This is a genomic window from Streptomyces sp. NPDC054932 (assembly GCF_053610205.1).
On the sequence record NZ_JBSGXU010000016.1, the window covers coordinates 1 to 22,007 of the forward strand.

Consider the following 22,007-nt stretch of genomic DNA (forward strand, 5'->3'; position numbering starts at 1 on the left):
AGGTGATGGCTTCTTCCTTCCGGCCTGCCTCCTCCAACAAGCGGGCCGCCATGCCCAGGGCATCGCGGTCGCCGCCGTCGGCGCGGGTCCGCAGCCAGGCGAGCGCCTCCTTCTTCCGGCCCGCCTCGTCCAGCAACCCCACCACCACGCCCGGCGCATCGCGATCGCCAGCATCGGCGCGGATCCGCAACCAGGCGATGAGTTCCTCCTTCCGGCCCGCCTCTTTCATCAGCCAGGCCGTCCTCCGCAGGGCGAAGGAGTCTCCAGCCTCGGCGGCGCGCTGGTACCAGCTGATTTCTTCCTGCTCTCGGCCTGCCGCCTTCAGCAGTCGGGCCGCCTCCCGCAGCGCATAGGGGTCGCCGGTATCGGCGCGGGTCCGCAGCCAGGTGAGTGCCGTCTCCTCCCGGCCCGCTGCTTGCAACAGCCCTACCGCTACTGCCAGCGCATCGCGGTCACCGCCCTCGGCGCGCGTCTGCAGCCAGGCGAGCGCTTCCTCCGCCCGGCCCGCCTCCTGCAGCAGCCACACCGCCTCCCGCAGGGCAACGCGGTCGCCTGCGTCGGCAGCGGTGTCTCGCTGGTACCAGGGGTTTTCCTCCCCCTTCAGCAGTCGCACCCCTTCCCACAAGGCATCGGGGTCGGCGCGCGTCTGCAGCCAGGCGAGCGCGTCCTCCGCCCGGCCCGCCTCCTGCAGCAGCCACACCGCCTCCCGCAGGGCAACGCGGTCGCCTGTGTCAGCAGCGGTGGTGTAGAGGTGGATCGCGATGCGGAGCAAGCCGTGGTTGCGTGACGCGTGGGCGAGGGCGGTGCGGTCGGTCGGGGTGGCGTGGCGGACAAGGGCGTCCCACAGGACGGCCGGAACGCGGGGGGTGCTCTTGCCGCGGCTGTGCTGTTCGAGGTAGTCGGCGAGGCGGTAGCAGGGCTGAGCGGGCTGCGGTTCACCGGGGTAGGGGATCAGTCGCGTGAGCGGCCCGAGTGCGCCGCGGCAGTCAGCCTCGACGTATTCCAGTGCCCGTTCCAGCCAGCCCTGGTGACGGGCGAGGCGTTGCCATTGGGTGCCGGTGACGTAGCCGGGGACTGCGGCTTCGAGTAGGGGCAGGGGGATGTTCCGGCCGTGGCCGAGGCGGCGGGCGTCCATGGCGGCCTGGATCAGGGCCTTTGCCGCCGGGGCCGCGTTGTCGTATCGCTCGATCAGCGCGGGGGCGCCGGCCAGATACTGGGCGATCTGCCCCTCTTCGGTGTGTTCAGCGGCATACGCCAGTCGCGGGTCGTCCCGCGCCACCACGGCCAGGGCTTGCAGATCGACGCCGGTGAAGGCGGGCGGGACGGGCAGGGCATGGCCGGTCAGCAACTCGCGGGCCTGCGCGTGAGGGTCTTCAACAGCGCCGGGGGTGGGCCGGGTGGTGAGAGTGGCCCAGTACTCGGGCCAGATGGTGCCCAGGACCAGTATCGGGGCGCGATCGGGGTCACTCAGGAGCGAGCGGAGTCCGGCCGCGACGCGCTCGCCCAGATCACTGGCGGGGGTGAGGAGGTAGTGCTGGGCTTCGTTGAGCCAGACCACAGTGCGCGGTGCGAGCCGGTCCAGCTCAGGGCAGGCGGCCTCGGGGCGGGTGGGGTCCAAAGGGTGCCACAGCCGCCACCCGCCCGGCAGCGTGTGCACGGCTTCCCAGCAGGCCCGGGTCTTGCCCGCGGACGACTCTCCCACCAGCATCACCAGTCGGCTTCCGCCGTCCGCGGCCTCTCGCGTGATCTCGCGTAGACGGCTGTCGTGATCCCGCTCGACGTAGGCCGGCAGCACCGGCAGCACCGTGCCGTCCTGCCTAGGGCCGGTATCGATGGCGCGGTGCACTTCCAGGGCGAACGGGTCGGTGAACTCGGCGAGCGGCTTCCCCGGGGCGACGGCCGTGTATGCCTGGATCCACAGCTCCCGTACTCGTGCAGCCAGATCGTGCTCGTCCCGGGCGGCACTACGGGCCAGCACGAACGCGACGGCGACCGCGTCGGCCTGGCGGGCGGGGATGTCCGGTGCGCTGATGCAGCGGCGGATGGTGTCCCTGCTCGGCGCCCCCTGCAGTGTGTCGTCGCCGGCGATTTCCGCGGTGATCTCGTCCAGACTCGGGGCGCCCGCCGCCACGTAGGCCTCGTACAGCAGGTCCTTCAACTTCCGTAGCGGGCCAGGGGCCACGCGCGCCCGTTTCAGCCTCCGCGGGCGCTTCACCGGACCGCCCCCCGTGTCGCCACTCATCGCACCATCGTCCCCCAACCGGCCTCGCGCGGGGGCCGGAACAGCACCGATACCGCACCGTGCGGTGGGCCCGTCGCAACTGAGAGTCGGTCTTGGTACGGGGTTCACCGTGGGAAGTGAGCCGGCCGGCTGCCCCTCTCCTGATCGAGATCCCGTGGAGGACAGATGCCCCGCAAGCAACTCACGCGCCGCGAGCGCCTGGCCCTGACCTGCGCAACCCTGGGCGGACTCGTCTCCGGCACCGCCCGCGCCGTGGCCGCCTGGCTGTTGGACCGGCTCCAGCCGTGACCCGATCCGGCCTCCGGCGCACGATCGCTGGGCACGTCCGGCCGTGCACCGGAGGCCGGCCCGCTACCTGGGGGCCGGCACTACAGGCCGATGCCGTCCGTTGTCGCGTCCTCGCACTTCTCGCCCTTGTCGATGCAGTCCCAGAACACGGGTGGCTTGGCCGACCAGCCGCTCCGCCCGCGGAGCTTCTCGGTGCGCTTGCAGCCGGTGGTGACCACGCCGCGCTGGCCGGAATGGCCGGTGATGCGGGCTTCCAGGCCGGCGTGCTCGGCGGCCTGGTCATGGCGCGGCCGGAGTCCAGGGAACGTGCCATCGCACCGGTCCGGCTGCAGTGGTGGCCGTTCGCTGCGAACAGCTTCGGGTTCTGGCGGTAGTAGGGAAATGGAAGAACACACGCCGCTGTGCTTGAGGACCAGAACCGCCACTTGAAGACATACAGCCATCCTGGCCCGGCCACCCCCCTGGCTGCGCCCCATGGGTTAAAGGTCACAGGCCGCTGGGTGAAGCACCGCCGTTTGGGGCTGGTGACAAGGTTCTTACCAGCACATCGGCCGGGAGTTCAGCGTGACCGAGGCGCCTTCACCGAGAACCCACGGCGCCTTCGGCAGGCAGGCTCGAAAGCGGGTGGGTTCGTCGCCTCTGAATCGGCTGGATCTTCATTCGCTCTCGGCGGTCTGCTCGATCTGATGCCGATCTCCGAGTTGGGCTCAGTGAACGGAGAACCCGCCATCGACGAAGATCGCCTGCCCGGTGACGTATCCGGAGGCGCGGCTGGCCAGGAACACCGCCGCTCCGGCGAAGTCCTCCGCCAGGCCGTTGCGCCCGACCATCGTGCGCGCGGCCAGCGCCGCCGCCTTCTTCCGGGTCGGACGACAACCGCGCATTGAGCGGGGTCATGACGAAGCCGGGCACCAGCGTGTTGCAGGTGACGCCGTGGGGCGACCACGCCTCAGCCTGTGAGCGGGCCAGCGACTCCAGAGCCCCCCTTGGAGACCCCATAAGCACCGCTCTGGACGAATGCCAGGTGCGCCTGCTGGGAGGTGATATGGATGATCCGCCCGAAGCCCCGCTCGGCCATGCCGGGCCCGAACCGCTGGCCCAACAAATAGGGTGCCTCCAGGTTCACCGCCATCGTGGCGTCCCACACGTCCTCGCCCAGCTCGCCCATCGGCGGCCGCAGGTTGATCCCGGCGCTGTTGACGAGAATGTCGGGCTCGCCGAACACGGCGGCGGCCTGCTCCGCCGCCGCACGCACCCCGTCACGGGTGCTCAGGTCGGCGCTCACCCAGGCCGACCGGCAGCCGTCCGCCGCCAGCTCGTCGACCGTGGCAGCCAGTTCCGACTCCTTGCGCGCCACGATCACCACGCTCGCCCCCGCTCGCCCCCGCTCGCCCCCGCTCGCCCCCGCTCGCGAACCATCGCTCGCGCTGCGGCACCTGCGGCACCAGGCAGTCCCACGACTCTCCGACACGATCCAGGGCGACAATTATAGGACTGCCTCCGATCTTCCCGGCGGTCTACGGAGGGAGCGTAGACCGGCAAGCGCGACGAGCGCGAAGAGCAGGACCAGCGTCAGCTGCGTGGGTGGGCTGAGTCTGAGCCCCAGGCTGGAGGCTCAAATATTCGCTACTACGACGATCTGCAGCGAGCCCTCCGAGAGGCCCGGGGCGTATCCCGATGAGGCAGAGGAGTCCAGCGATCACGGCTAGGGCGTGTTTTAGAACCAATTCCGTGAGGTGGGGCGTCAGTCCGCCATCCGTATCTGCGGGATCAGCGCGACGTGCTGATGTCCCCGCAGCCGGGGGTGTCGATCCCAATGGTGCTGACGCACTCCGCGTATTCAAAGACGTGGTCAAGCCGCCCTCTGCTGCGATCGCCGTTGTCGAGCTGTTCAGTCTCGACGTACGTGACACCGTCTCTGGTGAAGACCCCGGTTACCCGGAAGTCGCGGTCGTGCTGCGGGTAACCGGGGTAGCGGCGGGCCCAGAGGGAGCCGATCTTGGGGGTGGGCGGTCATGTTGCCCAGTCTGTCACTCTCAGGGCAGGGGGTGGTTGGCCTGTCTGGCAGGCGACATGCCGACGAGGGTGCGGGTTCTGAAGCACCTGTACGGGCCCGTCGGCGTGATGGTCGCAAGTTCTGGGCGGGGGAGGAGGACACCGGACTCGACGGCCGGACCCTGCCCGTCCCCCCGATCACGTTCCTGTCTCTGCGCCCGGCCGTCAGGCCCCGTGACCCCCGCTTCCTCGACACCACCCCCACCCTCGCCGACATTTTCGGGCAACTTCGTATGCCGCCCGGAGATGCTCAGCCGTCACTCACCGTGGCCACTGCACGAAGCTGAGCCTCGAACTTCTCCTTGTCGAACCGGCCGTCCTCATCCGTCCAGCCCAGGTCGCCCATCACCTTGTTCATGACGACGAGCGTGTAGTCGTCCTCCTTCAGCGGCTCGCACGGCTTTGGCTTCGTCTTGTCGCCTTCGGGCCGGGCCTTGACTGCCTTGATGCACTGCTCGACGGATTCGTCGTAGCTGGGTTCGCCGCTGCAGCCGACGAGCAGGACGGTGGCGGCAAGCAGGACGGTGATGATGCGGGTGCGCATGGGTCCCCCCGGGTGGAGTGTTGGGGGGCATCATGCCGGGCGGCTGGGCCGGACGGGGCTGGTTCGCGGGAGCCGGCCAGCGATCAGGGCTGGACTGGTTGAACACCATCGGCATTGCTATGGCGGGCACCGCCAGGTCAGTGCGGCCTGCTCGGGCGGCGGTCGGTGATCAGCCACGGCCTTGTGTTTCGGGGCACTTGCCGTCGACGGCGTCGTAGAGCGGGACCATCTGCTCAAGCCGTGGCGCCGCGCCTGGACCTGACTACGCGGACCCTGGAGACCTTGGCCGCCCCCGTCTCGGGGCTGCCCATTTCGCCAGCGGAGCGCAGCGGCCGTTGGCCGACGCAAGATTGGGATGGGGTTCCGTGCCCCGGCGTGACCCACCACCCCTGCACCATCAGCAGAGACATGGAGCTTGGGACGCGAACCGATACCCCGCACGCAGCAAGTGCCTCCCCTCTGGACCGAAAGAACGCCAAGCGAAACCGCGAGGGGAGTTGATCGTCAATTGTTGTGTGACTTCTACTGCTGGTGCCTCAGTACCTTGTCGAAGCAGCCAGGCTGAAGGCCGTCGCGGCGACGAAGAGTCCGATGCAGGTCATAAACACCATCACTGCGCCGATCAGGATCGGGCCGCTCCCGATCCCGGATGCTGCTCCGGCCGGTAGCACCCGCTCGGGGCGCTGCGGCAGGTAGCGCACCGGACCGATGTCCCCGGTCACATGCGGCACATCCGAAACGATCTCGGCCCGCGCATCCAGCCCGTCGGGCGTCTGGAACCCGAGGATCAGACGCCGCTGGCTTTGCCCCTGCCCCTGCGATGAGTGGTGCACCACAAACGTCTCCAGCCAACGGACTTCCGCGACGAGACCCTCCCGCAAGATCCGCCTGCGCACCGTGTAGATGAGCACCTCGATTCCCATGGCCACCAACAGCATGCCCGCCGCCCCGAAGGCCCACCCGACCGCCGCATCCACAGCAACATCCCCCATCGCCATTGACGGCCCGGAATCACGCCTCTGCGCAGTGGGCCGACGACACCGGTGAAAATACACAGCGGGGACCAATGGTTCCCGTCCGGGAGCAAGGCGGCGACTCGGCCCGTTCCCGGCGCTCACCTTTGCCACTACCTGTCGGACAGGCCCTGTTGTCCTGCGCCGGAGATCCATCGGCAGGAGTGGGCGTGGGATTCGAGGATCTCCTCAGCTGTCTTGGTCGAGATGAACGGCTTGGCGTCTTCGTTCCCGTTCTGGACACACTGCCGTTCGCAGCGGAGGCCAAGTCACCAGGTCGCTGGTGGCCAAGTGATCAACCTGAGATCGGCCAGATCGGGGGCACTGTCCCGGCACCGCAAGGTGACCTGTTTGCCACGTTGCCAGGGCGTCCAACCGTGGTGAAGCAATGCCTGGCGGATGACTGCAGCGACCAGACCTGGTGCGATCACCACGCCGTGCTCAACCCATGTCGCCATGCGCTGCTCATCCCCATCGCCTCCTGCCACGACGATCCTCAGACCGTCATCGCTGGGTGCGACCACCCAGCGATAGCGATCTCCATCGACGGTGATCCCCCGCATGCCCTTTTTTGCTATGGCCATGCGGCACAACCTTTCACGGCTCGCTCGGCCGGCGAAGTCGATTTCGGTCCGCCTGAGAGCTCAACGCAGTGCCGACGCAAGACCGCCCAAGAGATCCCCTCGGTTCCGTCGTGCGTGGTGCTGGTCTTCTACGCCTGTCATGCTTCAGCTGCGGCCCGTGATCACGGACATCGACGAGCAGGTCCCGGCGGCATGCGGGAAGGGCTCTGACCTGGCGGACTGCGGGGCCCGCCGGCTTCGCGTGCCACCGGTCTCAGCGTTCCTGGCGCCATCTGACCATGTAAGCGGGCCTTCCCACGTCGACCTGCTCCTCTGCGCAGGCCTTCCACTCGGCCACCAGCGACCGCGCACCGCCGGGTGCCTCCCGCCGGGGCCCAAGCAACGCCTGCAACTCGTCGTAGCGCCGGTCGGCTCCACCGACGCCAGGAAAGTCCGTCGTCGCGGTGCCCTCGGCGACGCGCTTGTACCAGTCGTCGGTTATCGCCGACTGCTCACGCTCCAGGGAGAGCGATGCTTCATCGATGGGCCACACAAGGTACTCGTCGTCGTAGGGATCGTCGGCATGCCAGTGGTCATGAATGGCCCTGAAGTAGTGCGGTGCTCCCTGGACATCGGCAATCCCCTCCCTAGGGCCGTCGTACCAGTGGTGCTCGACATGGACCCGCTCGAATCCCGCGCGTACCAGCTTCAGCCTCTCGGAGTTCTCCATCATCCGGGCAGGGTAGGGAACTCCGGTTCGAACCGCACGGCAAATAACCGGTGGGTCATCGCCTCGCCGTTTCAGTTGCGGCTGCTGGGCGGCTGAGCCACCCCCGAACCGTCAGCGCAGGCATGGCGCTTGGAACGCCCACCGATACTACGCACGTAGAAAGGGCCCTCCTCCTGGACCGACCGAGCCCTCGACAAGGTGCATCGTCCCAGCTCTGAAGCCATCTTCGAGTTCCCGGCCGGTAATCGGTCTCGCGCCAAGTGAAACGGCGAGGCCCACTCCCCAGGCCAAGTACACGCGCACGACGGTCTCGTGAAGACCCAGCAAGCGGGCCCCGGCCCGGCGAAGACGTCGAGGCGCAGGGTAACGGCCTACGCGTCGGGCGATGCCGGCCGGGTGCTGTTACCCGTCCTGGGCGGTCAGGAGGAGAACCAGGGCCTTGGAGCGGGTGGTCCCGAGCCCGGTGGCGACCGTCTCGGCGGACGTGCCGGCGTCGCACAGCGCGCCGGCGGTCTCCCGGGCCACCCGGGCGGCGATCCGTTCCAGCACGCCGGCGGCGCGCAGCGCGGCCAGCGGCGCGTCCGTGGCCGCGGCGGTCAGCTGCTCGGTGATCTGGACCAGGAGGGCGGCCAGCGGCTCGGGCAGCGGTACCGCATCGTCGCGGACGAGGGACAGGTGTGCGTTCCAGTCCGCGAGCGGTCCGGTGAGGTCGACGTCCGCTTCGTACAGGGGTTGGTCGCTGATCGTGTCCCAGTCCAGGGGGTACTGAGCCGGGCTGCGCCAGCCGCACGCGCACCCCGCCCGGAGGGCCTCGGCGCGCGGGCGGCGGTGCCGGCCGTCGTAGGCCGACCAGTGCTTGGTCGACGGCGCCCACCAGTCCCACTCCACAGGCACACCGCCCTCCCACACGTTCCTGCTGGCCGCCCTGCCCCCGCCCGCGCACCCGCCCACACCCCCGGCAGCCCAACAACGCACGCAGTTGGACCCGGCCTGCCTCGCTGATCACGAGTAGCCGAGGCGCTTTGACGCGTCCGGAAGGACCGCGAACGCAGACGCCAAAACTCCGGAGCACGGCGAATGGCACCCCGTCGAGACGGCGGCCCTCACCTCCGGGCTGCGCTACGGGGCGGGCGTGAACTCTCCGTCCGTGCCACTGCAAGCCGGCTCTCATCCTGCGTCCGCCGTGTGGCGGGAGACACCAGAGCGGGCTCGTGTAGGCGCGCAGACGTGGGTAATGAGCAACCCTATGAACACGTCGAGTGAACTGGTATCCGAGTCTGAAATGCGGGAGCTGATCGGATGGCTGGTGCACGTCATCGAGGCGGGCGGCGCACTGATCATCTTCGCGGGCGCCGTCTGGGCCTTCGCCCGGTTCACCACGGCCGGTCTGCGCAGGCGCTCCCTCATCGGCGAGTTCAACAAGATCCGCCTCAGCCTGGGCCGCTTCCTCGTCCTGGGACTGGAATTCCAGCTGGCAGGCGACGTCCTGCGCACGGCGGTCGCCCCCAGATTCACCGAGATCGGCCAGCTGGCGGCCATCGCCGCCATCCGGACCATCCTGAACTTCTTCCTCACTCGCGAAATCACACAGGAGCGAGCCGAGATCGAAGCCGACCAGAAGGAGCCCGTGCCGCAGACCGCAGCCTCCTGACCAGCCCGCCACCGGCGTTTGATACCAGTCGGCGGGGAACACGGAGTCTGCGAGGTGATCGACTTTGCCCAGACGGGGCGAGGCGCACCCGCCGCCCGTCTGACCGCCTCACCAGCGGACGAACGCACCGGCTGGGGATGCGCCCCAGCGCGTATCGCTCCGGGGTCTGGGAACACGAGCCGTCATGCACGGACAACATGCGCGTCCCGCGAGCGATCCATTCGGCCCAGCACCCGCATTCCCGAGGCTCCCGTCTGGCCAAGCCGACGCGAGGCACTCGCGCCGAAGCCGGATCGGCGGCCGGCTACGCCGCCGCATCCGAGCGGACCGGGCGATCACCCCGACGCTCTGCCGGAACTAGACCGAATCCAGCTCAAGACTGTCCTGGGCTGCGTGCCCCGAACTCGATGTCCTGGCGGCACACGTGCGCTCGTTCGCCCACATGCTCACCCAGCTGGAAGGCCACCGGCTGCCCGAATGAATCGAAGCCGCCAGCACCGCCAACCTGCCCGCCCTCCAGTCGTTCGGCCGCCACCTCGAACGCGACATGGACGCCGTCATCGCCGACCTCTCACTGCCCTGGAACTCCGGAGTCGTCGAAGGTCGTGTCAACCGGATCAAGCTGCTGAAACGTCAGATGTTCGGCCGCGCAGGATTCGAACTGCTAGAAAGGGCGTCCTGCTCTACTCCTGAAGCCCCACTCAAGCCTCGTCCTCGACAAGCCCGAATCCTTCCGGGAACCCTTCCAAGAACTCCCGCCGGGCCGGATCGGGTTCGGCCTCGGCCATCGCCCCGACCAAATCGATCAGCTCCTGCCGCTGATCAGCTGAGAGTTGGCTGAACAGGTGGGCGACGCCCTCCAGGACCTTCACGACATCGTCCGGGTCCATCTGTTCATCTTCGCTGCCCTCGATGAACCACAGAGCGCCGACCAAAGCCTCGGCCAAGGCGTGGGTCAGAGACGGACACGCGGGCATCACAGTGGCCTCCCAGCAGGTCAACGGCAGAGTCAGGCCATACCAGCACACCCCACTGACATCACCGTCCGTGAGCCTCCACAGAAAGTGGACCAGAGCCCCAGATGGAGAAACGGTTGTAGCCGGATTCTGGGAGCGGCCGCGGGCGGCTGCTCCGGGAAATGTTGACGAGAAGCGGGAACTCCTGCGTTGCAGGCCGAGGCCGATACGAAGGGCCCACCCGGCAAGCCGTGAGGCTTCTGATCTTGCCGGACACCCATTCCTTCCATGGCATCCCCGACTACGCTTGCCATGGTCACGGCCAAGATCGAACGAGGGGGGTACACCCATGCCGTACGAGACCGGCGCGAGGGTGAAGCTGACCAGGGATGTGCAGCTCACCGCAAACGACACGGCGGCCAGGGTCGGCTTCCCCGGTCCGCTGTGCCTGGCCGAGGGCTTGGAGGGCATCGTCGCGGGTTCGGCAAAGGAAGCCGGCGGGGTGGCCCAGGACGGGCTCGCGGAATTCGAACGGCGAGTCCGAGGCGTCCAGTTCGACGGCCACACGGCCGGTCTGATTGACAATCTCCGCCAGCAGATCATCCGGCACGGAGGGCTCGACGCCGGAGGCGGCGCTCAGATCAGATACAGGGTGCGCTTCGAGAACGGGTTTGTTCTGGGCGGTCTTGAGGAAGGCTGGCTGACCGAAGCCTGAGTACCCGCCACCGCGCCCCTGCCGGCCGGCCGGGGCGTCGCGGTCTCTGTAGCCGGTTCCTCACCAGCCTCGCCCGAAATGGCGGACGGGAGCCGGCGAGGAAGCCTCCCCGGCCACCGTGCCGGTGCGGTCCTCCTCAGCCCGGGTATGCGATCGAGCCCAGCGGCGGGCAGGGGATGAGCGTGGTGCCGGCGCCGGGGCGTTCGACGAAAGCCCGGGCCTCGGCGGCCCGCAGGCGCTGGGAATCCAACTCGTCGGCGTGCCAGGCGTCGCGCCTGGCACGGTCGTAGTCCCACGAGTCGTCGATGAGACTGAGGCTGGTATTGCCGGAGCTGCGCTGGAACTCCGACTTCAAGGCGGCCTGCTGGAGTGCGGTCTGGGTCGCCGCGAGGTCGATTCGGGAGATCAGGACGCCGAGGGTGTTCGGTTCCCGGGTCGGCATGGGGGCCTGCGGAAGCGGCGACACCCCGGTGTCGAGACGGCCCATGTTGTCAACGGCCGCCGTCTGGGCGTCCCGCACCATGAGCTGCGTTTCCTGGTGCAGCCAGAAGAACTCGTCGAGGTCCGCCTCGGTGATGCGCATCCGCTGGTACAGGGCCCGGAAGCGGGGATCGTCGTGCAGCGGACGCAAGGGGGCGACGTGGAGCGCCACGCAGTCGTTGTAACCGGCTGCCACCGCGGCGTCGAGGTGGAGGATTCCCTGGTTCGCCTCTCCGCGCAGGACGGCCATGACGCCGAGGCTCGCGTGACCGGCGGCGACGAGCCACGCGCCGTCGGGGCCGAGCACCCTGGCGCGCGCGACGACGTCGTGGAAGCCCGCGGTGCCCGCCGCGGCGGGACCATTGGTCATGGCCTCCACCAGCAGTTCGTGAACACGGGCGGCCAGTGAGTTGACGGTGTCGACCATGGATCTCCTCGGACCTCGGTGGTGAAGAGCGTAAAGGGTGTTGAGTCTCTGGCAACCCCCGTGGACAAGACGGACGGACAGGATGAGCGGTTCCTGCTCGGGGCGCACAGTGGCCACGAGTGGCATCGGCTTCCGGGCCTGCTCGACCGCCGGGTGGGTCTTGGCAGACGGCCGAGTCCACGCTCACGCCCCAGCAGGTCGGATGCCTCGCAGCCCCGGCCTGGGGGTGCAGCCGCGCGGCGGCATCGCGCGGCGCCCGGCGTGGAACCCCAAGTCCTGCCAGCCGCCTTCTGGTTGTCACACGCGTTGAGCAGAATGGCCGTCAGGGCCGAGCGACTGTTCGTCGGGGACTCAGGGGTGACCGGGCGGACTGGTGTCGCTCCGGCAGTAGTTCTCTCCGACACCATTCCTTGATCTTGATGCCGGTTCTAGGCTGGCGGTATGGCGGCCAGGGGCGAGCGTTCGGGTCCAGATCCTCGAAGCGTGATGCGTTGGTCGCTGAGCCTGCATGTTGCTGTTGTGCTGGTGCTGTCCGCCTTCACAGTCGGCATCGTCGCAGCAGTGCTCTGGCTGCTTCTGGGCGCGCCTCCGCTGCACGTGGCCGGACCGCTCAAGCCGGGAGATGTCTACGACGGCATCAAGATTGCACTGGCGATCGTCGCCGGAGCCGGCGGTGCGGTGGCTCTGGTCGTCGGCTACCGACGTCAGCACCTCAATGAGGTGTGTGACGCGCGTGAGCACGACAGGGCCTTCACCGACCGGTTCGGGGCCGCAGCCGATCAGCTCGGGGCGGATCAGCCAGCGGCCCGGATGGCTGGTGCGTATGCCATGGCCCGACTCGCCGACGAGTGGCTCCAGGAGCGTCAGACCTGTCTCGACGTGCTGTGCGGCTACCTGAGGATGCCCCATGCGCCGGATCCCCCAGCCGACGAATTGGCCTTCGCCGCCTGGCAACGCGAACGTGAGATACGCAAGACCGTCCTCCGGCTCATCGCCGCCCATCTGCGGGACGACTCATCCGAATCCTGGCAGGGGTACGATCTCGACTTCACCGGCGCCGTGCTTGACGAGGCGTACTTCCGCGGCGCCCGCTTCACCGGCGGCGACATCATCTTCGTCAAAGCGATCTTCGTCGGCCACGATCGAGACCAGGTGGTCTTCGACGAGGTCGAGTTCGCCGGCGGGAGTTGCGTCTACTTCCGCCTCGCCGAGTTCCGCAGCGGCTCCGTCCGCTTCGACCGGGCCGTCTTCAGCGGCGGCTGGGTCACCTTCGACAGCGCCCGCTTCACCGGCGCCCGTGTGAACTTCAGGGATGCCGCCTTCAGCGCAGGAGAGATCCTCTTCGAGGACGCGGAGTTCTCCGACGGTCTCGTCGATTTCGCCGGCTCCACCTTCACCGGTACCGCCGTGAACTTCGGCGAGCATCACCTCCAGAGCCTCCACGTCACAGTCCCACCCGCCCGCTTCACCGGAGGCACCGTCGATTTCTCCAGCACCGCGACGTTCACCCATCCCCCGCGCTTCGGCCTGGAAACAGTGCCCGAAGGACTCCTGCTACCACCCGGTACCAACATCTCCGACCTGCCCTGACAGCCGGGCCACGCGCTGTCCACCGTCCAGAACCGTGGTCGCTCAAGGGAGTGAAGCGGCAGGTGCTCATCAGTTCTCCGGGCGGGGACGCTCGATCCGTGTTCACAAGATCACAGATGGCTCCCGAACTCGCCGCCCCGGCGGCTCTCATTCATCCCGCCGAAAACACGGGGCCCGAGCACTTTTGCACAGTGTGGCGTCGGCGCCGCTTTGAGGTGCGTCGCAGGATTTCGGGTTCAGGTCTGGCGAAACCGGAATCGCAAATCGTATAATTTCGGGCATGGAACAGGTCGAGCCTCGGACCAGCTGGACGTTCGTCACGAACCACGCCCGGATCCTCGCCATGATCTTGCGCGATCCGGAGGTCCGGCTGCGTGATCTGGCCGGGAGTTGCGAGCTCACGGAACGGGCGGCCGGGGCCATCGTCCGGGACCTGGAGAACGCGGGGTACCTCACCCGGGTACGCCGCGGCCGCCGCAACCACTACCAGGTCACGCCCGGGACGCTCTTCCGTCATCCGGCCGAGGGCCACCACGAGATCGCGAACCTCCTGCACCTGCTGGTCGACCTCGACCCCCGGGCCGGAGCGACCGGCCACTCTCCCACGAGCGGTGACTACCGTGAGCGCGAACCACACAGCTGACCCGCGCACCGGCACGGGACCCGCGCCCACCATGGCGCTGCCCCCTGCCAGGCATTCTTCCCGAGGCATCGGGGTTTGAAGGGAGCAGGCCATGACCTCTCTTCCCGACCCCCTGCCCGTGACTGCAGCGGAGCACATCAGCGGCATCATGCCCCCTTGCTTCGCCGGCGTGATCTTGCTGCCGGGACCGCAGCGGGTGCTGGCCCGGGTGCGCGGCGAGATCGACATGGACGACGGCAGCGGACTGCGCGGCGAACTCATCGGGGCTCTGCACGCCAGTCGCGACGGCCTCGACGTGGACCTGTCCGCTGTCACCTTCTGCGACACCACCGGTCTGCACATCCTGCTGGACCTGAACCAGCTGGCCCTGGAGACCGGGAAATCGCTCGTCCTGACCGCCCTCAGCCGATCGGTCGCCCGCCTGCTGCGCCTGAGCGGGGTGCAGCACCTGCTGACCGTCCGCGCCTGGCCCGCGCCCCAGGAGCGAGGAAGGTCCGTGTCCGTGTTCGGGGATGCCACTGCGGCACGTGATCGGATCGGGCTGGGCCAGGTTCTGGCAGCAGCCGAGAGCGCCGCCCCGGTGCGCTCTCTCGACGTGGTGGCGCGCAATCTGCGCGACCGGTTCGACGCCAAATACGTGTCGTTCCTGTTCGTCGACATCGTCGGCCGGCGCCTGCTGCGGGTCCACGACACTGCGGCCGAGCCGGGACAGCAGCCGGCCGAACAGGTCCCGCTTGCGGGCACCAGCGTCTACGACGACGTGCTGCGCAGCCAGAAGCTCGTGGTGGCCGCAGACGGCCCGGACGGGCACCGGGTGCTCGCCCCGGTCACCAACCGCGGCGACACCATCGGCGTCCTGGAGCTGTTCCTCACCCAGGCCACACCAGAGGTACGCGCTCAGGTCCAGGAGGCCGCGCACGCGCTGGCGTACATCATCGCCACCGACCGCCGCTTCACCGACCTCTACCACTGGGGCAACCGCACCGGCCCGGTCAGCCTCTCCGCGGAGATCCAGCGCCAGCTCCTGCCCACCGGCGCCTGCTGCGAAGCCCCCGAATTCACCCTCGCCGGCGCCCTGGTCCCCGCCTCCGACATCGCCGGCGACACCTACGACTACAGCCTCGACACCCATACCCTGCACCTGTCCATCACCGACGCCATGGGCCACGATGTCAGCGCCGCACTCATGGCCACCCTCCTCGTCAACGCCTCCCGCGGCGCCCGCCGCGCCGGGTCCGGCCTCGCAGAACAAGCCCGCCAGACCCACCAGGCCCTCCTCGACCACGGCCACCACAGCATCGCCACCGGACAACTGCTGCGCATCGCCCTGGACGGAACCAGCGCCCAGCTCGTCAACGCCGGCCACCCCTGGCCCTACCTGCTGCGCGACGGCGCGGTCACCGAACTGCACCTGACCGTGAACATGCCCTTCGGGATCCCCTCGCAGGGCGCCTACAAGGTCCAAGCCCTCGACCTGCGTCCCGGTGACCGCCTCCTGCTGCACACCGACGGCATGCAGGAACGCGATGCCGCTGTGGTGGACCTGCCCGCCCTCCTGCGCAAGACCGCGGCCGAGCATCCGCGCGAGGTCGTGCGCACCCTGGTCGGCGCGGTCACCGACGCCTTCGGCGGCCGGCCGCCGAAGGACGACGCGACCGTCCTTTGCCTGGACTGGCACGGGCCCACGAACGCAGAAGGTGAACGGTCCGCCGCAGCAGGGTTGTAGACGCCCGGACGCTGGGCGGGCGTGGCTGAACGCCAGCCGTCCGGCACGAGGTGGGCCCGTGCCGGTGCCGGCACGCCGAGCAGCGCGGCCGCGGTCCCGTTCGCGCAGCGCGGGTGTCGCGCCAAGCAGTCGGCCGCGACGGCCTTGGCGGGCCTTGGCGAGGGCGTCGGCGAGCTGGTCGTGGGTCATGCCGGAACGCCCTTTGACACCGGCTTTGGTGGCCTGCTCGTACAGCTCGGCCTTGGTCAGCGACTCCAGCGACCCGCGCGAGGTCCCAGTGCGCTTCTTCGCGGCAGGTTTCTTTCCGCGCCCGGTGTTCTGGGAGGCGCTGGCCTTCTCGCCGGTGTCCTTCGGGCTGCGGGCCCGCTCGACACTGGCGCGCAAAGCCTCCATCAGGTCGACGAAGCCGCTGGGCTGCGCGGTCGGCTCGGCCTTCTCGATCTCGGCCGCGGTCGGCTTCGTCCTGCCCGGGAAGTCTGGCACCTCGGTGTGCGGGTCGCGGATCTCGTCGGCCCAGTGCAAGGTCAGCAGGTCGTCCTCGGCCTTCAGTGCGACGAGGTACTCGCGCCCGCGCATCACGAAGATCGCGATGCCGGCTCTGTTCGGCTCAGCCAGGGCTCGCTGCAGCAGCGCGTACACCTTGCCGTACTGCTCGCCCCGGGGCCCGAGGTAGTACGTTGTCGAAGAAGATCGGCTCCACGGTGTCGAGGTCGACGAACCCGGACACCTCCAGGGCCTTGGACCGCCCCGGCGCGATGTCGTCGAGCTCCCGAGGCTCGACGATCACGTACTCACTGCTGGTGTCGAAGCCTTTGACGATCTCCCCGAGGTCGACTCCGTCGCCGGTGCGCTCGTTGACGCCCCGGTTGCGGATCCGGTCCGCGGTGCCCCGCTGGAGCTGGTGGAAGCGGATCGTGCGGCTGTCGGTCGGGGTGTACAGCGCGATCGGCAGCGAGACGAGCCCGAAGGAGACCACCCCGGTCCATACCGGTCTGGCCATGATGATCACCACCTCGACCTGCGGCCGTGCAGCCGATCAACGCCCTGGCCATGGAATGGGGCCCGGAGTCCTTCCACGACTCCTCCACGAGAAGGTCGAGGCCCTGGTGAAAACGAAGGCCGCCGGGGAGACGGTGGAAAAGGCCGAATCGGCGGCGGAGCCGACCGGCGCCGTCGACCACAGCGCGCCAGCGTCGAGCGGTCCAGGAGTCCCAAGGACACTGGAGACAAGGCCACCTCCCCCGGCGCCCGGGCGGCGCGCGGACAGAAGACCTCGGCCCCGAAGAAGCGGGCGCGCTCCGGACCCGTAGCCAAGGGCCGGGAGCTGATGGCACTGACGAAGGCCGAGCTGTACGCGAAGGCGGCTGCGGCCGAAAACCGACGGGTTCGCTGATTCTTGTAGTGCTCTGAGGGCGAACCCGTTGGCCTGTGCCGGACTTCAGGGGGTGGGTGCGTCAGGTTCCGGGCCCGTCGGAGGGGTCCGGCGGCGTTGATGAGCAGGCCGACGTGGCAGGCTCTGGAGGCCGTGCCTACTCTTTCCCGGAGTCGGCACCCGCACCGCAGGGGTCCACATGCTGTGTACTGCTACGCCAGCGATTACTGCGCCGCACCGAGCGAGAATCTCCTCACCCACCGATCACGCCCAAGCCCAACCACTACACCCCCTCACACATGCCCTGGAGGTGACCCGGTGGCGATCAGGTGGAACCAGACGTAAAAATGAAGAGGCACTCTGTTTTGGCTCGCTGAGTCGGTCCACCCTGACCTGGAGGTCAGCCATGACCGAACGTCTGCTTTTCTACAACGCTTCAAATGGCGCCGGAGCTATTGGCGAGTTGGGCGAGAAGTCATTTGACACGCTCACTAGCCATGAGCCCGGATCATTTGCGACTGGCTGGACGCACGTGGTGGAATTTCCGGGCAACGATAGGCGCTTTCTCTTTTACGACAGAAGCTCGGGCAAGGGTGCACTGGGCGGCCTGAAAACCGAGTCGTTCGGATCCGGGGTGTTCGGAGAGGTCTTCAGGACCGATCAGAGCTTTCCCGAAGGCGCTTTCAGCAGTTGGAGCCATATCACCGGGATCTTCCGCGGGGGAAAGTCGACGGCGCTCTTTTACAACAATCAGAACGGCTCTGCGGCGCTTGGCTTCGCGCCCACCACCAAGGCTTTCCCTACCGGGAGTTTCAGGCTTGGATGGACCCAGATCGTATTCGGACGGCGTACCCAGCGGCCTTTCTTCTACTCCGCCCTGGACGGAGCCGCCTGCATCGGCTTCGACCCCACCGTCAAGTTCTTCGAACCCGGCAAGTTCGGAGCTTGGACGCATATAGCGGTTGGACCGACCTTCCGTGGCGGGGACGCGCTACTTTTCTACCAGGCCGGGAAAAATCCCCCTCGGGGCGCCGTCGGCGTTCTCGAGGGAAATAACTTCCAAACCATATGGGGTCCTGAGAGTTTTTCACGCTGGACGCATGTGGTTGGAAGTGACACCGGCTGGCTTTTCTACCATAGTCCCACTGGGGCGGCAGCCATCGGCTCGCTGGACGACGCCGGCAATTTCACCACCCGCCTTCAGTTCCCCGCCAGCGCCTTCTCTCTGGGTTGGACCCATATCGTCCATACCGGTTCTGCCACTTAGGGCATGGCCGTTGCCAACTGCGGCCGGGTGCCTGCGAAGTCTGCCTAAAGATCTGAGATTCCGTACAGATTCACAACGCTTTGCCTTGTCGTATCCTTCTTATGTCGCAGCGAGTGCCGCCATTGGGATGACACCCCGGCCCGACGGCCCGTATCTGTAACGTTCGACGCCCGTCGGGGTGCGGCACATTTTTTGTGGGAACCGCATCACCCCGCGGCACTGATGGTCATGAATTCTTCACCTGGACCGATTTCGGCGTAGACCCTTCAAGTCATGCTCATATTTGGCCCCCAGCCCCTATGCGTCTGGGTCATGGGGCGATGGGGTCGGGGCGGATGTCGGCAGGGTGGGCGGTCGCGACGTATTTGATCGCGGTCTTCTGCGACAGTCCGAACAGGTGCATCAGGTGGAGGGGGTCGGCGTTCTCGTGGGCCTCGTCCAGAATCCGGTCTTCGCGGAGCTTGGTCGAGGTGACGCCGGTCGGTCGGCATGCCAGCTGTACCACCAGCTTGCTGACCTGTGGGTTCTTATCGGAGGTGGCAGTCTCCCTGCTGACGAGGAGATGTGGGTTGGTGGTGGATGGCCAGTAGCGGTGCCGATCCGCGATCCATGCTGTGGCCAGTGCGAGGGTGATCTCGTCAAGGAACACGATGTGGTCGGGCCTGCCGGGCCTGATGACGCGGAGGCGGCCGTCGGCTCTGTCCAGGCCCCGCACCAGCAGCCGACGCAGCTCGATGGGGGTGAGTCCGTGGATGGCGATCAGAGCGATGATCAGCTGGCTGCGAGCGTCAGGGGCCTTCTGGAGGAGACCCCGTAGCTGATCAGAGCGAAGTGGGGTCGGCAGGCGTGTGCTGGTGTGCAGCGAGACGCCACGGGCGGGGTCGCGGAAGATCCGGCGTTCGCGCCGTAGGGCCTTGAACAGTGACCTGAGTCCGACGTGGCGGGTCCGTTTGAGCGATGCCCCGGGCGTCGCTTGCAGTACATCGTCGATGTGGTCCTTGGTGATCTCCCGGAGGTCGGTGATGCCGTCGGCCGCCCAGCCTCTCAGGACGGGGGCCGCATCCCGGACGTAGTGTCGGATGCTGGCTGGCCTGAGTGGCAGGCTGGGTTTGGCGGCCTGGCCGGTGAGGACGTCGATCCAGGTGTTGACCGCGGCATCGTATGGCTGGGGCAGTTCGTCGGCGATGGCCCGTGCCGCGGTCAGGTCCGCGTCGACGGTGTCGTCCTCTCCGCGAGGACGAGCGTGCAGAACCGCCAGAGTCCGTTGCCCAGCGGCAGAGAGCGGTGGCAGCGCGAGCAAGGAGCCGTCCAGGGGTGGCTCAGGCGCCAGCCTGAGCACATCACACAGGTGGTCCATCTGTCGTTCGACCAGGCCAGGCAGTGGGCACAACTACCGCCAGTGAGGAGGAACGCCGGGACGATTCGCGGCCGGCGTTCGGCCAGCAGACCAGCTCGCTTGAGTGCCTGGGCAATGGTGGGGGCCATGGCTGGCAGGTCCGCCAGGTTCTCGGGGCGGACTAGCCGTTCGCCGGGCTCCCGCGCCGCCAGCGCGAGCGTTCCCAGGGCCCGCATTCTCCGCAGCGAGACACTGCTGACTCCGCGTTCGACGGCCATCTCCTCCACGGCGGCCAACAGCATCGGCAGGTCGGGGATCTCACGGTCGCGAAGGCGGGTCGCCTGAGTAACGAGCAACGACCGGGGTGGCGTCGGGAACAGGCCGAGCTGCCCGTCGATCTGCGTCGCAAGAATGTGCGGGTCAGTACGGCTCTCATGCAGAGGCCGGTTGCGGGTGGAGGCCCGTGTGGTCCCCTTGTGAGAAGGAGCGATGGGAGGACACGTGACGCCGTTCGGGAAAACGGCCAGTTGGATGGGCCTTCTTGGCGTGGGCAAAGGCGGTCGGCGGGACGGCATCGGCCGCCCTCAGTTCGGAGGCAGCGACCGGCGTCGGCCGCCCGATGAGGGCCTGGGGACCGGGCTGGCAGCCCCTGCACCTTGGCCCGTGTCGTCGCCAGCCGCCCGCCGCTGTGGGCCGTGATCGGGGGCGGCCGTGGCGACCGGCTCGGCCTCCATCAGGTCGGCGACCGTGCACTGCAGAGCGGTGCAGATCATGTCCAGATCGTCGAGACGGACCGTGATCGGCTTGTTCGACCACAGAGCGGCGACCTTGCTCAGCGAGGGCGTGAACCCCACCTCGGCGAAGGCGGCCTGCAGCTGGGTCGGCCTCCAGATGCCGCGCCGGGCAGCGACCCAGCGCAGATTCCACTTCACAGCTTCATGACTCCCCGCTCAGTCGGCGAACGGCTCGCCGAGACGATTCCAGGCTCCGCCGCTCGGGATCTCCCTTGGCGGTCGCCAGATATCCAACCGTGGTCGATGCCCAGACATGACCCAAAAGGACCTGGACGTCCCAGAGAGGCATTCCCGACTCGTAGTTGTGGGTTGCGCAGGCATGCCGCAGCAAGTGCGGGAACAGCTCGGTGACAGGGCCCTGGAGATGCTCCTGCGAGGCCAGTTTCAAGGCCCGTCGAAAGGTGTCCGGGCAGACCGCCGGCGCGATCGGCATGTTCAGCGCGGCGATCGCCGCGGGCAGGCGCTCAGAGGGGAACAGCGGCGCGTGCGGATCGCTGGGATCGTCGCGGAACTCGCCCCGGACCTCTTCGATGTACCACCACAGCAGATCACGGCCCTCCTGGAACAGGAAAGCCTCGCGCTCGCGCGGCCCCGACCCGCGGGCGCCCTTGCCCTGGACCAGGAAACGGCCCCACTGGCCGTGCTCCCAGTGCACGTCCCCGAGCCGGACCCCGCAGAGCTCGGCCGCCCTCACCCCGGAAATGTAGGTCAGCTTCGACATCACGTAATTGCGGACCGCCACCGGATACTTCCGCACGGCTGGCAGCGCGTCCCGCCACGAGGCGAAGAACTCCGTCGTCGCCCGCGCCGAGGGCGGGATCCGAAGGCCGAAGTCACCTCGGTGCCGCGGGCGGTTGAAAGAGTCGATCGGAGACTCGATCGCGGCGCCGAACCGCCGCATGATCTCACCCGCGTACCGCTGTTCCAGAAAAGCGAGTACCCGTCGATCCGGGTCATCTTCGACCGCATCGTGGAGTGCCGGCCCGCCTTGCCCGGCCCCGAGAAATACCGGTCCAGGTCCCGCGAAGTCAGCCGCCACGGAACGACGCCGTAGAACGTACAGACCTCAAGCACGGGCTGTACGAGGCTCTGCAACGTTCTGGGAGACAGCCCCGCCACGTCCCGGGCCCAGCAGTACTCGGCCAGGGTGTCCTGATAGAGCTCGCGCTCGCCCTCCGGCGACGATGACTCACTCGCCCGCCGCTGCAACGTCAGGACATCGGCCACCCCAGGCTCGCCCGCCAACGTACCGACGCCGCCCTCGCCTGTGATCAGGGAGAAACGACGTGTCCCGGAATCTGCCACAAGCCGAGAAATTACGTGGTTAACTCCTGGAATCTGCTAGCAATCCTCAGAAACTCACACGATCGAGTGGACCTTCTCCGCAAGCCTCTGACCAGGCTGAACCATGGTGAAACGTCACCCCAGCACTCGCTGGAACCCGTCGGATCTCCACTTGCATCCCGGGCCGCTCGTCGATGAACCACGACCAGCTCGCCGACCCCCTCACCCACACCTGCCGCGGCCGATGCAAGGCCTGACCTGCCGTGGCGGAACATCCGTTCGGCCACCGTCCACCCGCAGGACGTACGGTTCGCCCCCGCTGATGGACTGC

Annotated in this window: 19 protein-coding genes and 3 pseudogenes; 8 read left to right on the forward strand and 14 right to left on the reverse strand. The window is 68.0% G+C overall.

What is annotated here, in order from left to right:
* Nucleotides 1–2,158 (reverse strand): hypothetical protein (locus ACWGE1_RS06870; RefSeq protein WP_453419494.1); only part of this gene is annotated, 2,158 nt, incomplete at its 3' end.
* Between the two features lie 249 nt (nt 2,159–2,407).
* Between ACWGE1_RS06870 and ACWGE1_RS06875 the strand changes: the two genes are divergently transcribed.
* Entirely contained in the window at nt 2,408–2,530 is a 123-nt protein-coding gene (locus ACWGE1_RS06875; RefSeq protein ID WP_453419495.1) for a hypothetical protein, read from the forward strand.
* An 80-nt stretch (nt 2,531–2,610) separates the two neighbouring features.
* Here ACWGE1_RS06875 and ACWGE1_RS06880 read toward each other — a convergent pair whose 3' ends face one another.
* The 7 genes and pseudogenes from ACWGE1_RS06880 to ACWGE1_RS06910 all read right to left on the reverse strand — a co-directional run bounded on the left by ACWGE1_RS06880 (nt 2,611) and on the right by ACWGE1_RS06910 (nt 8,329).
* On the reverse strand, nt 2,611–2,955 hold the full coding sequence (locus ACWGE1_RS06880; RefSeq protein ID WP_453419496.1) for a hypothetical protein: 345 nt from the start codon (nt 2,953–2,955) through the stop codon (nt 2,611–2,613).
* Between the two features lie 282 nt (nt 2,956–3,237).
* Nucleotides 3,238–4,001 (reverse strand): annotated as a pseudogene (locus ACWGE1_RS06885) (SDR family NAD(P)-dependent oxidoreductase).
* An 834-nt stretch (nt 4,002–4,835) separates the two neighbouring features.
* The gene (locus ACWGE1_RS06890; RefSeq protein WP_453419497.1) at nt 4,836–5,129 is read right to left on the reverse strand and encodes a hypothetical protein; all 294 of its coding nucleotides are present in this window, start codon (nt 5,127–5,129) and stop codon (nt 4,836–4,838) included.
* Nucleotides 5,130–5,665: 536 nt separating this feature from the next.
* Nucleotides 5,666–6,106 carry a hypothetical protein gene (locus ACWGE1_RS06895; protein ID WP_453419498.1) on the reverse strand — a complete coding sequence of 147 codons (441 nt, stop codon included), beginning with the start codon at nt 6,104–6,106 and terminating at the stop codon, nt 5,666–5,668.
* A gap of 305 nt (nt 6,107–6,411) precedes the next feature.
* Entirely contained in the window at nt 6,412–6,726 is a 315-nt protein-coding gene (locus ACWGE1_RS06900) for a hypothetical protein (protein WP_453419499.1), read from the reverse strand.
* Nucleotides 6,727–6,979: 253 nt separating this feature from the next.
* Entirely contained in the window at nt 6,980–7,438 is a 459-nt protein-coding gene (locus ACWGE1_RS06905) for a hypothetical protein (protein WP_453419500.1), read from the reverse strand.
* 399 nt (nt 7,439–7,837) lie between these two features.
* Nucleotides 7,838–8,329: a hypothetical protein gene (locus tag ACWGE1_RS06910; protein WP_453419501.1), complete on the reverse strand. Its 492-nt coding sequence runs from the start codon at nt 8,327–8,329 to the stop codon at nt 7,838–7,840.
* 352 nt (nt 8,330–8,681) lie between these two features.
* On the opposite strand from ACWGE1_RS06910, the gene ACWGE1_RS06915 reads away from it, so the two are divergent.
* Nucleotides 8,682–9,086, forward strand: coding sequence for a DUF1622 domain-containing protein (locus ACWGE1_RS06915; protein WP_453419502.1), 405 nt, complete (start codon nt 8,682–8,684; stop codon nt 9,084–9,086).
* Between the two features lie 701 nt (nt 9,087–9,787).
* On the opposite strand, the gene ACWGE1_RS06920 is transcribed toward ACWGE1_RS06915, so the two are convergent.
* The gene (locus ACWGE1_RS06920) at nt 9,788–10,033 is read right to left on the reverse strand and encodes a hypothetical protein (protein ID WP_453419562.1); all 246 of its coding nucleotides are present in this window, start codon (nt 10,031–10,033) and stop codon (nt 9,788–9,790) included.
* Nucleotides 10,034–10,391: 358 nt separating this feature from the next.
* Between ACWGE1_RS06920 and ACWGE1_RS06925 the strand changes: the two genes are divergently transcribed.
* Nucleotides 10,392–10,757 carry a hypothetical protein gene (locus ACWGE1_RS06925; protein ID WP_453419503.1) on the forward strand — a complete coding sequence of 122 codons (366 nt, stop codon included), beginning with the start codon at nt 10,392–10,394 and terminating at the stop codon, nt 10,755–10,757.
* Nucleotides 10,758–10,893: 136 nt separating this feature from the next.
* Here the strand turns inward: ACWGE1_RS06925 and ACWGE1_RS06930 are convergent, their stop codons facing one another.
* On the reverse strand, nt 10,894–11,664 hold the full coding sequence (locus tag ACWGE1_RS06930; RefSeq protein WP_453419504.1) for a hypothetical protein: 771 nt from the start codon (nt 11,662–11,664) through the stop codon (nt 10,894–10,896).
* A 441-nt stretch (nt 11,665–12,105) separates the two neighbouring features.
* On the opposite strand from ACWGE1_RS06930, the gene ACWGE1_RS06935 reads away from it, so the two are divergent.
* From ACWGE1_RS06935 to ACWGE1_RS06950, 4 genes and pseudogenes are all read left to right on the forward strand, one after another.
* On the forward strand, nt 12,106–13,254 hold the full coding sequence (locus ACWGE1_RS06935; RefSeq protein WP_453419505.1) for a pentapeptide repeat-containing protein: 1,149 nt from the start codon (nt 12,106–12,108) through the stop codon (nt 13,252–13,254).
* 280 nt (nt 13,255–13,534) lie between these two features.
* Nucleotides 13,535–13,897 carry a helix-turn-helix transcriptional regulator gene (locus ACWGE1_RS06940; protein ID WP_453419506.1) on the forward strand — a complete coding sequence of 121 codons (363 nt, stop codon included), beginning with the start codon at nt 13,535–13,537 and terminating at the stop codon, nt 13,895–13,897.
* Nucleotides 13,898–14,045: 148 nt separating this feature from the next.
* Nucleotides 14,046–14,345 (forward strand): annotated as a pseudogene (locus ACWGE1_RS06945) (STAS domain-containing protein); the annotation flags it as partial.
* Nucleotides 14,346–14,432: 87 nt separating this feature from the next.
* Nucleotides 14,433–15,623 carry a PP2C family protein-serine/threonine phosphatase gene (locus ACWGE1_RS06950; protein WP_453419563.1) on the forward strand — a complete coding sequence of 397 codons (1,191 nt, stop codon included), beginning with the start codon at nt 14,433–14,435 and terminating at the stop codon, nt 15,621–15,623.
* Between the two features lie 495 nt (nt 15,624–16,118).
* Here the strand turns inward: ACWGE1_RS06950 and ku are convergent.
* A pseudogene (ku, locus tag ACWGE1_RS06955) lies at nt 16,119–16,623 on the reverse strand (non-homologous end joining protein Ku); the annotation flags it as partial.
* A gap of 778 nt (nt 16,624–17,401) precedes the next feature.
* On the opposite strand from ku, the gene ACWGE1_RS06960 reads away from it, so the two are divergent.
* A complete protein-coding gene (locus ACWGE1_RS06960; protein WP_453419507.1) occupies nt 17,402–18,262 on the forward strand; it encodes a hypothetical protein in 861 nt (286 codons plus the stop codon).
* 310 nt (nt 18,263–18,572) lie between these two features.
* Here the strand turns inward: ACWGE1_RS06960 and ACWGE1_RS06965 are convergent, their stop codons facing one another.
* The 3 genes from ACWGE1_RS06965 to ACWGE1_RS06975 all read right to left on the reverse strand — a co-directional run bounded on the left by ACWGE1_RS06965 (nt 18,573) and on the right by ACWGE1_RS06975 (nt 21,431).
* On the reverse strand, nt 18,573–19,562 hold the full coding sequence (locus ACWGE1_RS06965) for a site-specific integrase (RefSeq protein ID WP_453419508.1): 990 nt from the start codon (nt 19,560–19,562) through the stop codon (nt 18,573–18,575).
* A gap of 620 nt (nt 19,563–20,182) precedes the next feature.
* A complete protein-coding gene (locus ACWGE1_RS06970; RefSeq protein WP_453419509.1) occupies nt 20,183–20,530 on the reverse strand; it encodes a helix-turn-helix domain-containing protein in 348 nt (115 codons plus the stop codon).
* A 4-nt stretch (nt 20,531–20,534) separates the two neighbouring features.
* Nucleotides 20,535–21,431, reverse strand: a complete 897-nt coding sequence (locus ACWGE1_RS06975) for a site-specific integrase (protein WP_453419510.1) — start codon at nt 21,429–21,431, stop codon at nt 20,535–20,537.
* Nucleotides 21,432–22,007 lie beyond the last annotated feature (576 nt).

Coding starts and splice junctions, on each gene's coding strand:
- ACWGE1_RS06935 (WP_453419505.1), top strand. CDS start 12,106: ATGGCGGCCAGGGGCGAGCGTTCGGGTCCAGATCCTCGAAGCGTGATG.
- ACWGE1_RS06890 (WP_453419497.1), bottom strand. CDS start 5,129: ATGCGCACCCGCATCATCACCGTCCTGCTTGCCGCCACCGTCCTGCTC.
- ACWGE1_RS06875 (WP_453419495.1), top strand. CDS start 2,408: ATGCCCCGCAAGCAACTCACGCGCCGCGAGCGCCTGGCCCTGACCTGC.
- ACWGE1_RS06940 (WP_453419506.1), top strand. CDS start 13,535: ATGGAACAGGTCGAGCCTCGGACCAGCTGGACGTTCGTCACGAACCAC.
- ACWGE1_RS06960 (WP_453419507.1), top strand. CDS start 17,402: ATGACCGAACGTCTGCTTTTCTACAACGCTTCAAATGGCGCCGGAGCT.
- ACWGE1_RS06915 (WP_453419502.1), top strand. CDS start 8,682: ATGAACACGTCGAGTGAACTGGTATCCGAGTCTGAAATGCGGGAGCTG.
- ACWGE1_RS06900 (WP_453419499.1), bottom strand. CDS start 6,726: ATGGCCATAGCAAAAAAGGGCATGCGGGGGATCACCGTCGATGGAGAT.
- ACWGE1_RS06925 (WP_453419503.1), top strand. CDS start 10,392: ATGCCGTACGAGACCGGCGCGAGGGTGAAGCTGACCAGGGATGTGCAG.
- ACWGE1_RS06930 (WP_453419504.1), bottom strand. CDS start 11,664: ATGGTCGACACCGTCAACTCACTGGCCGCCCGTGTTCACGAACTGCTG.
- ACWGE1_RS06905 (WP_453419500.1), bottom strand. CDS start 7,438: ATGATGGAGAACTCCGAGAGGCTGAAGCTGGTACGCGCGGGATTCGAG.